Origin of the sequence: Micromonospora sp. H33, assembly GCF_052068455.1 — a bacterium.
In the GTDB taxonomy this organism is placed as follows: domain Bacteria; phylum Actinomycetota; class Actinomycetes; order Mycobacteriales; family Micromonosporaceae; genus Micromonospora.
The window spans coordinates 14,163-26,705 of the sequence record NZ_JBQHDE010000004.1 but is presented as its reverse complement, the minus strand read 5'-3'; the positions used below and the strand labels follow the sequence as shown (position 1 = coordinate 26,705).

At 65.3% G+C, this 12,543-nt stretch carries 9 protein-coding genes and 1 tRNA gene; 5 read left to right on the top strand and 5 right to left on the bottom strand.

The genetic code is table 11. The features are described 5' to 3' along the window. Window positions 1-5 precede the first annotated feature (5 nt). Entirely contained in the window at window positions 6-1,073 is a 1,068-nt protein-coding gene (locus ACTMS0_RS11865) for a helix-turn-helix transcriptional regulator (protein WP_441155199.1), read from the bottom strand. Window positions 1,074-1,334: 261 nt separating this feature from the next. Here ACTMS0_RS11865 and ACTMS0_RS11860 point away from each other — a divergent pair, with 261 nt between their 5' ends. Next, window positions 1,335-2,111: a RhlG family 3-oxoacyl-ACP reductase gene (locus tag ACTMS0_RS11860; RefSeq protein ID WP_441155198.1), complete on the top strand. Its 777-nt coding sequence runs from the start codon at window positions 1,335-1,337 to the stop codon at window positions 2,109-2,111. A gap of 106 nt (window positions 2,112-2,217) precedes the next feature. Here the strand turns inward: ACTMS0_RS11860 and ACTMS0_RS11855 are convergent, their stop codons facing one another. Further along, window positions 2,218-2,649, bottom strand: a complete 432-nt coding sequence (locus ACTMS0_RS11855) for an SsgA family sporulation/cell division regulator (RefSeq protein WP_007457244.1) — start codon at window positions 2,647-2,649, stop codon at window positions 2,218-2,220. A gap of 294 nt (window positions 2,650-2,943) precedes the next feature. Here ACTMS0_RS11855 and ACTMS0_RS11850 point away from each other — a divergent pair, with 294 nt between their 5' ends. Continuing rightward, window positions 2,944-3,501 (top strand): TIGR02611 family protein, encoded by a 558-nt coding sequence (locus tag ACTMS0_RS11850; RefSeq protein WP_441155566.1) that lies wholly within the window; start codon window positions 2,944-2,946, stop codon window positions 3,499-3,501. 49 nt (window positions 3,502-3,550) lie between these two features. Beyond that, window positions 3,551-3,622 (top strand) — tRNA-Val (locus ACTMS0_RS11845). Between the two features lie 78 nt (window positions 3,623-3,700). Here the strand turns inward: ACTMS0_RS11845 and ACTMS0_RS11840 are convergent. Genes ACTMS0_RS11840 through ACTMS0_RS11830 form a run of 3 tightly spaced genes read right to left on the bottom strand, consistent with a single transcriptional unit; the run spans window position 3,701 to window position 6,683 of the window. Next, window positions 3,701-4,921 (bottom strand): tyrosine-type recombinase/integrase, encoded by a 1,221-nt coding sequence (locus ACTMS0_RS11840; RefSeq protein ID WP_441155197.1) that lies wholly within the window; start codon window positions 4,919-4,921, stop codon window positions 3,701-3,703. After that, window positions 4,921-5,118, bottom strand: a complete 198-nt coding sequence (locus ACTMS0_RS11835; protein ID WP_441155196.1) for an excisionase family DNA-binding protein — start codon at window positions 5,116-5,118, stop codon at window positions 4,921-4,923. Before ACTMS0_RS11835 ends, ACTMS0_RS11840 begins: the two co-directional genes overlap by 1 nt. After that, window positions 5,115-6,683 (bottom strand): replication initiator, encoded by a 1,569-nt coding sequence (locus ACTMS0_RS11830; protein WP_441155195.1) that lies wholly within the window; start codon window positions 6,681-6,683, stop codon window positions 5,115-5,117. The genes ACTMS0_RS11835 and ACTMS0_RS11830 overlap by 4 nt, the downstream gene beginning before the upstream one ends. A gap of 1,724 nt (window positions 6,684-8,407) precedes the next feature. Here ACTMS0_RS11830 and ACTMS0_RS11825 point away from each other — a divergent pair. Continuing rightward, a complete protein-coding gene (locus ACTMS0_RS11825; RefSeq protein ID WP_441155194.1) occupies window positions 8,408-11,533 on the top strand; it encodes an HD domain-containing protein in 3,126 nt (1,041 codons plus the stop codon). A 52-nt stretch (window positions 11,534-11,585) separates the two neighbouring features. Continuing rightward, on the top strand, window positions 11,586-12,047 hold the full coding sequence (locus tag ACTMS0_RS11820; RefSeq protein ID WP_441155193.1) for a hypothetical protein: 462 nt from the start codon (window positions 11,586-11,588) through the stop codon (window positions 12,045-12,047). The last annotated feature ends 496 nt before the right edge of the window (window positions 12,048-12,543 follow it).

The window sequence follows — 12,543 nt, the reverse complement described above, 5'->3', positions numbered from 1 at the left end:
GGCCATCATGCCGGGCGCCGGTCCCGGGCGGTGTCGGCAGGTGGGCGCGGGCGGACCACCCGCCCGGTCGTCCCGGTCTCCCGGCCGGCCCGGCCAGATCGGCGTTCCGGCGAGCCGCCGGTCGGGGAGGCCGGCGTACCGCTCACCGGTGCGCCCGGTGCGGGGGCGCCGCTGGTCGGTGCGCCGAGAGCGGGCGCTCCATGGTGGCCGGCAGCGCCCCCGTGCGTGGACTCCGGCGAAGCGGTCAGGGGCTGCTCGCGGGCGGCGCGGAAGGCGCCCGGGCTCACCCCGACCTCACGGGTGAAGAACCGCCCGAAGTTGGTCGGCTCGGAGAAGCCGAGACGGCGGCCGATCTGCGCCACGGGCACGTCGGTCGCCGCGAGCAGTCGCTGGGCCTGGAGGGCCACTCGGTCGTCGACCACCTGCTTGGCGCTGCGCCCGGTGACCGCCAGACAGGCCCGGGTCAACGTCCGCACCGAGCAGCCCAGGTGGGCGGCGTAGTCCTCCACCCGACGAGTGTGCTGGTAGCCGCGCTCGACCTCCCGGCAGAGCCGCTGGAAGGTGACCGTCTCGGCGCGCGGTGTGGGCCGGGCGGCGTCCGGCAGCAGGGTAAGGCGGAGCAGCAGCACGGCCAGCTGATGACGGAGCAGGCCGGCGGCGTCGGGTACGCCCCGGTGCCGCTCGCAGTCCACCGTCAGCTGGCTGACCTCGGTGATTATCGCGTCCTCGTCCTCACCGGCCAGCTGGAGCCAGGCCGGGACGGCGTCGGGGTCGACGTCGAACCCGCGCAGCGCCTCCGGCGCCCAGCGCACCACGGTCGCGTCCAGCTCGGGTACCGCGCACCGCAGCACCTGCCCGGCCCGGACCCGCAGCAGCGTGCCCGGCCGGCACGCCACGGCCTGGAAGTCCAGCTCAGCGCCACCGTGCCCACCGGTGACCAGGACCAGCAGATCCTGTTCCAGCAGCAGCGGACGCCGCCACGCCGGATCGGCCACGAGGTCACCCAGGGCGAGCGTCTCGATCTCGGGCGGCGCGGAGAACGGACCGGGGGAGGGCTGACCAGGAGAAACCATCACCTGCGACCGTAGCCCGGGGCGACGATCATCGCATCCTGAACATGCGTCCGGCGCGTCGGCCTGGTTCGTGCCCGCCCACCCTCATCCGTGCACTTTCACGGAAAGTGTGGCCTCGGGCGCCCGGATGGGCCCTCTTTCACCGAAAGTGCGCTCGCGATCCGGGTGCGGTCGGGCGGGCGGTGGGGGCTGGTGGGGTTGTGGGGGCCGGTGGGTGCGGTTACGTTACCGGGCGGTAGGGGCCTATTGCGAGGGGATGGCATGACGGATCTGTTCTCGGTCGACGGCAAGACGGTCCTGGTCACCGGCGGTTCGCGGGGGATCGGCCTGATGATCGCCCAGGGCTTCGTCCAGGCCGGCGCGCGCGTGATCATCTCCTCACGCAAGGCGGACGTCTGCGAGGCGGTCGCCAAGGAACTGTCGACGCAGGGTCAGTGCGAGGCGATCCCCGCCGACCTGGGCAACGACGCCGGGGCCGAGGGCCTCGCCGCGGCGGTGCGGGAGCGGTACGACCGGCTCGACGTGCTGGTCAACAACGCGGGCGCCACCTGGGGCGCGCCGCTGGAGGCGTACCCGGAGACCGCGTTCGACAAGCTGTGGGCGGTCAACGTGAAGGCCGTCTTCCGGCTCACCACCGAGCTGCTGCCGGCGCTGCGCGCCGCGGCCACCGCCGACGACCCGGCCCGGGTGATCAACATTGGCTCGATCGACGGCATCCGCGTGCCCTGGATGGAGGTGTACGCGTACTCCGCCACGAAGGCGGCCGTGCACATGCTGACCCGCAGCCTCGCCCACCAGCTCGCCGGCGAGCACGTCACGGTCAACGCGATCGCACCCGGCCCGTTCGAGAGCAAGATGATGGCGTTCGCGCTCGAGGACCCGACGTCGCGCGCCGCGATCGAGAAGCAGGTGCCGCTGGGTCGGATCGGCCGTCCGGAGGACATGGCGGGCACCGCCATCTACCTGTCCTCGCGAGCCGGGGCCTACCTCACCGGGGCGGTCATCCCGGTCGACGGCGGCATCACCACCCACGGCTGAGGGTGGCTGTCGGCAGGGAGGCTGTCCGCGTACTCCCTGGGTAGGCCGGAGCCGCGCGGACTCGGCAGATCCGCGCGGCCCCGTAGTGGCCGGTTGTTCCGGTTCTTCAGCGGCCGGCGAGCAGCCGGTTCACCGCCGTGTCGACGTCCAGGTGCTCGGCCTCGCGGCCGCGCGGGACGACGACGTAGGTCCGCCGCAGGAAGCGCACCAGGACGCTCCGCGGCACCTCGAACAGGGCGTTGCCGTCCGGGGACGACAGCGCCAGAGCGACGAAGTCCCCGCGCGGGGTGGCCCATGGCCAGACCCGCACATCGCCGATGCCGGCCGGCTCGTCGAGGCCGGTCACCAGCAGTTCCCGGGCGAACGACCAGCTGACCGCCTCGCCGCCCGCCGATTCCGCATGGAACAGGACATGGACGGCATACGGGTCAGCAGGGTCGTAACGCAGACTTGCACGCACCGGCAAGGCCGTGGCGTCAGGTGCGACGAGCCTTAGCGACGTCTCGACCTCTACGGTCGTCGGTCGGATGACACTCATGGACGTTCTCCCCCCGGCACCGCTGCGGAACGCGCGTGTCCCGCTTTTCCCATACTCAGGTGCTGCTCCTGGCTACGCTCCGCCATACGCTGACTTCACCCAGTGGTGGGAAGGCCATTGGAACGTCCTCGAGAATGTGAAGATTCCTGTAGGATTTCCGGTTCTACCCAGTCCGCGGTGCCGCCCGGCATCGGGTGGTTCAGACGTCGACTTACTCCGGTAACGTCCAGTCCACGGTTGCAGTGACGGGCGCGCGCCACACTGGGGGAGGAAATGGTGACGAAGCGATCCTCAATGGATCCGGTCACGCTGCCGGGCGCGCCGAAAGTCGCGCTCCGGGCAGCCGAAAAGCGGGGGTACGGGGTGCCGAACGAGCAGCGTGACCGGCCCGGTCGGCCGGCACGGGACAGGGGTGGGCCGGCTGGGGGTACGGCGCTGGCCGCCCGACGGGAGCGGCCGCGCTGGCGACAGCGGGTGTCCACCACCCTCGCGCTCATCCGGGCCAACCCCACCGGGCGGGTCGCCCTCAAGATCTTCATCGCCGTCGCCGGCGCCCTCGTGGTCACGATCGGTGTGGCACTGATCCCGCTGCCTGGGCCCGGTTGGCTCCTGGTGATCGCCGGCCTCGGCATCTGGGCGGTCGAGTTCCACTGGGCGCGGCGGCTGCTCACCTTCACGAGACGGCACGTCCACAACTGGACCGAGTGGGTGAAGCGACAGTCACTCGCAGTACGCTTCGTGCTCGGCGTGGTCGGCCTCGTGTTCGTGTCGACCGTGGTGTGGCTGTCGCTCAAGTACAGCCTCGGCATCGACGTGGTGGCCCGGGTGCTGCACTACCTCGCGACGCACTGAGGGGCGGTTTTGGTCCGCGCTGACGATCAGGTAGAGTCGTCGGCGCTGAGGGCGATTAGCTCAGCGGGAGAGCGCTTCGTTCACACCGAAGAGGTCACTGGTTCGATCCCAGTATCGCCCACGCAGGTCAAAGGCCACTTCCCGGGTTCGGGAGGTGGTCTTTCTGCTGTCGTACAGCAGTTAAGTACAGCAGCGGTGTTCAGCGGCCGAGGGAATCGCCGAGACGCTTGAGTGCTTCTCGCGTCGCCTTGGACGAGACCTGGGTGTAGATCTCCATCGTCACGGAGAAGCGGGCGTGCCGGAGGATCTGCATGGCGACTCTCGGGTGGACGTCCAAGTCGGCCAGGAGCGTCGCGCAGGTGCGCCTGGCGTCGTGAACGGTGATCGGACGGACCCCTGCTTTGTCGCACCGGGTTTGCCAGGAACGCTGGAAGTTGCGCGGCTCGATTGGCGTGCCATAGCGGGTGGTGAATACCAAGTCATTGTCGTGCCACGCATTGCCGGCGGTCGCTCGTGCCTCGTCGCGTTGTTCGCATCGCAGCTTGAGCGCCGTCAGACAGATATCGGGCAGGGGGAGTGTGGCGTCGGAGGCCTGGGTCTTGGTGTCGCGGTGGAGGAGTTGCCCGCGGACCCGTTGCAGTTGGCGGCCGACGGCCAGCTCTCCGGCGTCGAGGTCGATGTCCTCCCAGGTAAGCCCCAGCGCCTCGCCCTTGCGCAGACCGACGACGAGGACCAGGGCGTAGGCCGCGTAGAGCGGGTCCTCGTCGGCGCGGGCCGATTCGAGGAACTTGCGGGCCTCGTCGCTCGACCACGACTTGCCCCGGCGGCGGCGGACCGTGGCCAGGGTGACCGGCACGGCCGGGTTCTTGGTGATGAGGTCTTCGGCCTGGGCGTGGGTGAGGGCGGCCCGCAATGCAGCCCGGATGTCGCTGACGGTGCGCGTTGACGAGACGGCCTGGCAGCAGCGGCCGACCGTGCAGCAGCGCCGCTTGTCCTTGGGCCGGGCGGCGTCCTTGCCCTGGGCGCAGCACTGGCAGGTCCGGGCCACCTGGTTGATCCAGGTCTGCACGTCCCGCGACTGGAGCCGATCGAGCCGCTTGGCCCCGAGGCCGGGGGCGATGTAGCGGCGGACGAACGTCTCGTAGGTGGCGTAGGTCAACGGTGCCCGGTTCGGCTGGATGATCTCAGTCAGCCAGTAGGTGAGGAAGCTGCCGACCGTCGGAACGGTGGTCGCCACCGGTCCCTGTTTCGCCTGCTGGTGCAGCTTGATCCACTTGTCGTGGACGGCCTCCCGCGTCTTGCCGTAGACGTACTTGCGAGTGCGCTTGCCGTCAGGCTTGGTGACCCAGACGTAGGCGGCGAAGCCGTTGCGGTAGGGGAAGATCGAGCCTTCCCCGTTGGCGCGGGTGCGTCCGGACATCAGGCGGCCTCCTGGCGTTCGATCTGGTCGCGGATGTAGTCGTCGACCCATTCGGGGAGGATGCGGCGGTACTTGCCGTCCTTGATGGAGCGCAGCTCGCCGGTGGCGATCTTCATCTTGACCTTGGAGATGCCGAAGCCGAGGAGGACGGCGACGTCGGCGGGGGAGTACCAGCGCGGGGTGAGGTCTCTGCTCATGCGGCGGCCCCGATGAGCCAGGCTTCGTGGGCGAGTTCTTCCCGGCCGATGCGTCTGGCCTGCCGGCGCTTGGCGGCGGCGGTGTTGACCAGGAGGGCATCACCGTCGCTGAGCCAGCCGGCCCCGACGTAGGTGAGGGTGCCGATGGTGATGCTGTCTGTACTGTCGTCGTCTTCGCTGCGGCGGTAGGTGGCGCGGGTGTCGCGGAGCAGGCCGAACGTGACGGAGTAGCGGCGGGCCTTGGTGAGGAAGTGGCCGCCGAACCCGAGCATGTGCGCCCAACGGCGTAGTCCGGCGTAGGGGCTCGGTTCGTCGTCAAGGCCGTCTTGACGGTGGTTGGTCGGTGCGGCGCCGCTGGTTGTCTCGATGTGGGTGGGGCGGCCGAGGTGCCAGCAGGCGTCGATGAGGCGTGCCAGGTGGCCGCCTTGCGGGTCGGCGTGGTCGTCAATCGTGGCGGGGGTGAGGCGGGTGGAGCGGTGACCGGTGACCTCGGTCGATTTGGTGGCGTACTTGGCCAGGTAGGCGGCCACCTTGTCGTCGGTCACATCGCCATCTGTCGTGCCGATGCGCTGCACGTCGACCTGTTCGCCCCAGGCCACCTCCCAGCCCTGCGGCCGGTCGGGGTGCGGCGGTGTGGTGACGGTGATCTGTCGGGCGGCGGCGTGGACGGCGGCTTCCAGGTCATCGACGGTGATGCCGGCCGGCGGCGGCACCAAGGCGGTCCGGTCGTCCGGGTCGACGCCGTCGAGGCGGAGCAGGGCGTGGAAGTGCACCGCTCCTCGGCGTTGCATCTCGGCGACCTTGCCGTGTGATACCCGCACGGGCGGCACCCGGCAGACCTTGCCCGAGTCGGTGACGACCTGGACGTGAGGGATGCCCCGTCGGCGGCAGAGGACGGCGAGGCGGCGTTCGATGGCCTGCTTGGTGCGCCGCCACAGCTCACCCGAGAACCCATTCCAGACGACCTGGTGGTCGTGGTTGTAGCAATCCAGGCACAACGGCTGCCCGAGCTGTGGGACGTCGGCGTCGTGGCGGGCGAAGCACACCGCGGGCTGTCCGTGCTGGCAGGTGGCGGCGGTGCGGCGGGCGTGGCAGGGGGCCGGGCGGCAGTCGCAGCGCTGTCGGTTGTCGCAGGTGTGGCGGGGGATGTGCCGGTGGTGGACCGCGCCGAAGGACGGGGCGGTGAAGGTGGCGAAGACGACCGGGTGCCGGCCGACCGAGGCGGGTACGCCTTTGCCGCCGGTCAGGCCGCAGCGTACGACCTGGTAGGCGTCACCGGCGTAGACCCAGGCGCAGTCGGGGCACTGGGCGGCGCGGCGGTTGCCACACGCCTTGTAGAGCACACGGTCGGGCAGCTCGTCGGTGTGCTGCTCCCGAAGGACTCTGCCGCTGTCAGTATCGACAGCGGTGAGGGTGCCGGTGAGGCGGATCGGGCGGGTGCAGCCGCTGGCGGCGCGGGTGTGCTCCAGCCAGCCGAAGAAGTCCGGCGCGGCAGCGCGGTGCAGGACTTGAGCGTCACGGCCGGCGGCGACGTCGGGGCGGTGCAGGGCGAGCGGGGTGGACATGGATCTCTCCTCAAGGGGTGGCAGGGACGAAAGACGAACCGCCACCAGCCGTGGACCTCTGTCCGCTGGTGGCGTTCGTGCTGTCTCCTGGCACCGCCGAGAGGGGGGCGGCTGACGCCGGAGGGCGGATGTGTGGGGTGCCACTTCCCGCCGATGGGGCATGTCCTTTCGCGCTCGTGGACTGGCGAGTGGTGCCGGCACGGGTGGGGGACCTGAGAGTCGGCATCCGGCGGGTTGCCGCAGGCTGCCCCACCCGTGGAGGTGTGCGAATCCGGGCCATCGTGGACGGCAGGGAAGGCCGTGCTGGGCCGTTCAGCGGATTCAGGGGACCGGCACACCGGCCGATGTGATCGAGAGCCGGCGGGACGTGGCCCGCATCAGCGGCAGGAAGGCCGCTCGGCATCTCCGAAGTCGAGTCCAGCGATCCGGCATGAAGGCCGCGCTGACGTGCTCGATGAGCGTCAGAGTAGCACCGGGCGCCGACACGTCATCCGCCGTGACTCCGCAGCCTCGGGGGGCGTGAGGAGGGCATACGCCGCTGGTTGCGGACCACGCACCGTCGCGCAGAGGTACCGGCCTCCTGGAACGACGCCCGATTCCAAGCCGAATCGGGCAGCCTCGTCACCGGCTCGAACCTGCACGCAGCAGCGGTAGATGCCGGAGTCGTCGAACACGCCAAAGAACCTGCGCCCCCGCAGCGACCCGAGCATCGTCTCCAGACGATCCCAGGCCGCCCCGATCTCGTCGGACCCATCTCTGGCCGCCACAAACATGACCGGCGTCTCGATCCGCTCGACCCGCCGGACCGGTAGTCCCATCCTCGGCACCCCTTCGACGTGTAGTCCGCGTGCCTAGAAGCTACTGATGGCGGACGACATGTGGGGTCCCCGGAAGCAGATTCCTGAGGCGGGACAGCCGGCCGCCGGCCTGTGTGGGAGAACTTTCCTTACGTCTATGAACTTTCCTTACGTCTATCAAGGCGGCCCGCAACGGGCCGCACGCGCCGCCGCCAGGGCGCGCGCCCGCCGCTCCGCTGGCGCTCTGCGGCCGGCACGCCTGACGCCCGGCGGCTGGCGCGGAGAGCGGGAGCGCGGAGTGCCGCCGCGGAACGACAGACCGTTGACCGGTGAGGTGGTGGGCCGGCGGGCCACGCGGCTAGGACCCACGCGGCGCAGGGGAGCCCACGCCGGCCGCGTCGGCGAGCTGGCACCGTCGCGGGGTTGCGGTCACTACGCCTCCGGCCGGGGGCGCTCCGGCTCCAGGATGGCCGAAGATCGTCGGCAGCCGCCGGGTCCGTGGGTGGTTGCGGTAGGCCATCCCGCCTGCCATCGACCCGGGCGAGCCGAGCAGACCACCACCCGACCCGCCAGCGTCCGAACGAGGCGTCACGGTGCGTACGTCATGGCGGGCCGGACGGCGGCCCGCTCCCCGAGGAGGGCGGGTCGACGGCATACGGGATGGCAGCCAGCGCGACGGCCATAGGCCGTCTGTCGCCCTCAAACCGGCAGCCCAGCGTCAACGAGCACGACGCGTGAGAACTCCCCCGCTGGACGCTCTTACCGTCTTGGCCTTGGTTCATGCAAACGATCGTCAGGGCATGACTCGGAAGCGTATGTCGGCAATCTGCCCCGCGTGCCCATCAGGTTCCCCCCTCTTGCCTGTTTACCTTGCCTGTTGGTAGCGATAGCCTACAAAGCTATCCAATCGAAGCGGAAGGGTTCCGTATGCCGTTCAGATCGCTGGCAGAGAACGAAGCGTCCAAGGCAGCCGAGTTGAACGCGTTTCGTGGGTTCAGTTTGGATCTAACGCGGGATAAGGTTGACGAGGCGTTGAAGCACTTCGGGCGCCTGGGAATATTCTCTGAGTACACCAAGCATGATATCTCGCACATCGACGGCATGCTCGAGATCTGCGATTGGCTTGTCCCCCCCGGGACGCGAGACGCCATGACGCCTGCGGACTGGCTTCTAACCGTCTTGTCGACCTATTTTCATGATTTCGGCCTGCTTGTTACCGCTGACGAGTTCAGCAGAAGAAGAGATACCGGGTTCGATGACTACGTTCGGAGCCTCGAAACAGCACAAGATGCTAGCTCCAAGGACTACCTGGCGAAGCTAAGCGTCCTGGGGGCTGAGGAAAGGGAGCGGTTCCATTATCAGGAGTTCGTCCGAGCCAATCATGCAACGCGCATCAAGACGTGGCTCTCTGGCAATCCAGGTGCGCACCTTGGATATGACCCCAAGCTAGTAGAAGCCCTCAGCCAACTTCTGGCACCGCTTCACCCCAGTTTCGTGAGGGACCTCGGGATTGTTTGCGAGAGCCATCACAAAGAAGATCTCAATAACGTCGAGAAGTATAAGGTTCGCGCTCCATATGGGCGAACTGATGCCGAGACTGCGAACGTTCAATATGCGGCAATTCTATTACGGACGACGGATCTGTTGCATATCACCGAGGATCGAACGCCCTCTGTGGCGGCGCTCGTAATCAACCCCTCAAATCCCGTAAGCCAAGACGAGTGGGCGAAGCAGCAGGCCGTTAGAAACGTTCGGTCGAAGGTTGCAACTAATCGTGAAGGGGCACTCGATGAGAATGCAAGCAGAGATACTGTCGAGATTTTCGCCACGTTCTCCGATGAGCGTGGCTATTTTGGGCTCACTCGGTATCTGCGATACGCAGAAGAGGAGCTGAGGAGATCCTTCGGCTGGGCCCTTGCTAGCCGCAAGCAATACGGCGTGCGGCACCATTTCCCGTGGCGGTATATCGACACAGAGAATGTCGAAGCGGAAGGGTTTATAGCGCACCAGTTCGAGTTTGAAATCGATCAACACAAGATTCTCGAATTGCTGACCGGGCACACTCTATATAATGACACGAAGGTCGTTCTTCGTGAACTAGTGCAAAACAGTATTGATGCCGTCCGACTGCAGCAGGTAATCGAAGAATCCTCGTCTTTCGAACCAACTGTGAAAGTCACGTACCTTCACCCAAACGTCGAAATAGAGGTTATGGACAACGGTACGGGCATGTCTCAGGAAATCATTGAGGCAAACTTCCTCAAAGTCGGCTCTTCCAGGTACCAAGATCCGGACTTCAGGAAGCTGTATCCAGGGTTTCATCCCATCAGCCGATTTGGCATCGGCGTGCTATCGGCGTTTATGATTGCGGATCATGTGCGAGTTGTAACTTCGCATCCTGACGACGAGGAAGCGAGAGAGCTGACGCTTGAGTCAGTTCACGGAGATTACCTAATCCGTCTATTGGATAAGAGTTCGACTGAGGTGCCGGAACACATCCGAAATCACGGCACGTGTGTACGTCTGAAAATCAGACCTAGTGCCGGATTGGAGGACGTGGAATCGATCCTTAGGCACTGGCTAGTCGTGCCGCGGTGCAAGATTGAGTATGTGACCGATGAATCAACGAAGCGTATCGGTTACGACGACCTTCGTGCCGCTCTAGAGTATTCCCTCACGCTTAGCGGAAGATCAATTGCTGCCGAGGACAGCGGCAAGCCGCCTAAATGGAAAGTAAACGTCCATGCTGAGGATGGCTTCGAAATCGCTTATGCGACATACTGGGACGGCTGGAACCAAGAGTGGCAGCTCGGGGAGACTAAGTCCCATCTCCTTGACGAAGACGGCGAGGAAGGGGACCGCGATCCCTCTGCGGATATGATTGGCGTCTGTGTCGAGGGGATTCGAGTAACAAACATCTCCCCAGGGTTTCAGGATGAGTCCGGTGTGATTGCGGTCTTGAACGCTACTGGGCCGGGCTCACCTAAGACTAATGTGGCTCGATCTAATCTGGAGCGGACGCCCGAATATCGGTCCCTCTTGAAGAAAATCTACGGAGCCTATTCCCGCGAAGTCGCCTCCGAGTTGCACGAACTCAGCCAGACTCGCAACTTCTCCTTGTCTAGAGCCGCACGTGAAGCACAGTACCTTTTGGGGCCGCTAGGCGACCGTAGTCGATATGCTCGTGTAGAATCTCGTTCTCTTCTCGACCAAGCAATTAGCGACGTTCCCTGCTTTTTAGTAGAAGACGGCGGTGGTCGACAACTCAAATCCCTTAACGATATAAAGCGGCTCGTTGAGATCGGAACTGTGCAGGGCCCGATAACTCGCCATTTGGGCTACTTCCTAGAGCAGGTGCAGACCGACGTAACTATCAGGGCTATCTTGGACTTGGTGGCTAACGCGCATGTTCCGATGCCTGAACTCCCGATAGTTGGAGCGCACGAGGATTCTCTCTATCTCTCGCATCTTCTGCGAAAGCAGTGGGAGGTTTCCTCACTCGAGACGTTCGTGGAGCCTCCATTTGTGGTGGCGCGCTGGAAGCATCGGGAAACCCCTTCGCGCTGGATTCGCATGGAGGACGAGGCAAGGATGTCGGCGGCAGCAGTGCAAGCGGCCAAGGAACTGGCTGGCCTATATCGGAGAACATCTCGCACCGGACGCCTCTTCAACGTTATGGTACCCACTGGATCAGTCGCGTTTAACGTGAGTCATGACAATGCTTATGCCGTCGAGGTGGGGCGCGATCTTCTTCTCACGCACAACAACCCATTTCTTGCTATTCGACCGTCCGGGCGGGATGTACCGGAACTAGAGCGGCTTTGGTTAATTGGGCGGGTCGCGCGTCATTACTATGTCCGTGGAAACCGGAGCTACTTCGCGGCGCAAGATTCGAGCGAATCGGCCGCGAAGAACCGGCTCGCCTTGGCCTGCGCCCGCTACTTGTCATCGTTTCTTGATGAGAGATCGGTGAAGGAGGCGGTTGAAGCGGCGCAGCCTAACACGTTAAATGTTCTGCTTTGGGACCGCCGATACACAGACTCAAGCGATTGAGCTGTAAGGTCTAGTCGGAGACGTTGCGCGGGGTGAACAGTGGGGAAGGCATATGAGAGGCGAGCGGACCTTATCTGAACTGCACGTTGAGCGCTACAAGTACATATTGCAACAGCTTAACGCGAGCAATGAGAATGTGCACCGTTTCCTGGCGATTTACCAATCGCTCGCGACAGGCATACTTGGCGCAGGGCTGGCGCTTTTTGTGGGTTACCGTAAGTGGGGAATCGGCGCCAGCGTGGCCCATGCTGGCCTTATCGGGCTTGTGTGCCTGCTGACGATCGTCGCCGCCTTCACAGTCTTGTTAGTGGTATCGAGCGTATTTTCATGGCTTGATTACCGCAAGGAGGAATGTGCTTTGACTGATGATTTGATAGGTCCAGGTTTTCGCGATCCTCCCCGTCTTGCCAATTTAGTGCGATGGCACGAGACCTATATTGTTGGATTTATTGTGGTTTCGACGACAGCGATCTGGGTGCTTGTGTTCCACTTCGCTCTTCCGAATATGCGTTGACCGGGCGAAGGCCGTCAGCATTGCATGAGGCTGCTGACGGCCAGCCCGTTCGGGGCAAGGCGCCTCTACCTTGCGGCGGCACGCCATGTGCCCTCTTTTGTAGGACGGCAGCCACGAGCACGGGAAGTCCGTCAAGTTGGCAATCCCCTAAATCGCCTGGCTGCAAGCTACTCGGCGACGAACATGCTGAACGTGCCACGAGATCACGGTACCGGGACCGGCGCCAGTGCGTGTTCTGCGCGTCGTCGACGAGGGCGTGGTCCAGGCCCTGACATCTACGGCTGACATCAACCATCGGGGACTGCGAGGGACGGACACGTACCCATCGTGTGCGGCGGCCAGGACGTGGCGGACGACGACGGACGCTACGACCAATCGGGAAGTCCTTGTAAGCGAGACGTCGTCGACAGGCCAGTCACGCGGCTTGCAGCCGCCGCGCGATGTCGATGAGAGAGTTGAAGGTGTCTCGCTCTGCATCGGTTGGAGGCGGAAGCGG